General features: G+C 49.5%; 1 protein-coding gene. It reads right to left on the reverse strand.

Features of this window, described 5'->3' with window-relative positions:
• Nucleotides 1–517, reverse strand: a 517-nt coding sequence (locus HFE01_RS26460; RefSeq protein WP_243208314.1) for a condensation domain-containing protein, incomplete at both ends; no start/stop codon positions are given.

The following is a 517-nucleotide window of genomic DNA, read 5'->3' on the forward strand; positions in this document are numbered from 1 at the left end:
ACATTCGCGTTGTATCTAAACATGATCCGGAAGGTTTCATCTGGCATCACAATCAAGTCCAGATCATAGTTCGTTTGTTCGACAACCTCTACATTCGTAATGTCAAACGCGGATGGACGAACTTCACCCAGCTGCTCGACTTGCTCCTCGACCGGATAGTTCTCAAACACCATAATGTGGTTAATTAGATGCTGCTTCTGCTCGGTCAGCGCCTGAATCTCATACAGCGGGAAGCTGTCATAGACGCCTGAAGCCAGCGCTTGCTCCTGCGTTTTGCGCATGATGTCCACAAACGTGGCATTTCGCTCACTTTGAATCCGCACTGGGATGGTATTAATGAACAGGCCGATCATATGCTCTACACCCGGAATATCCGTCGGACGTCCAGATACGACACTGCCGAATACAACATCCTCGTTGTTGTTATATTGCTGCAAAATAAGGCCCCACACGCTCTGCATCAGCGTATTGATCGTGACTTGCTGCTGCTTCGCAATCCGGTACATGGCCTGGCTCC

The sequence above is a fragment of the Paenibacillus sp. EKM10P genome, assembly GCF_011800655.1.
Taxonomy (GTDB): domain Bacteria; phylum Bacillota; class Bacilli; order Paenibacillales; family Paenibacillaceae; genus Paenibacillus; species Paenibacillus polymyxa.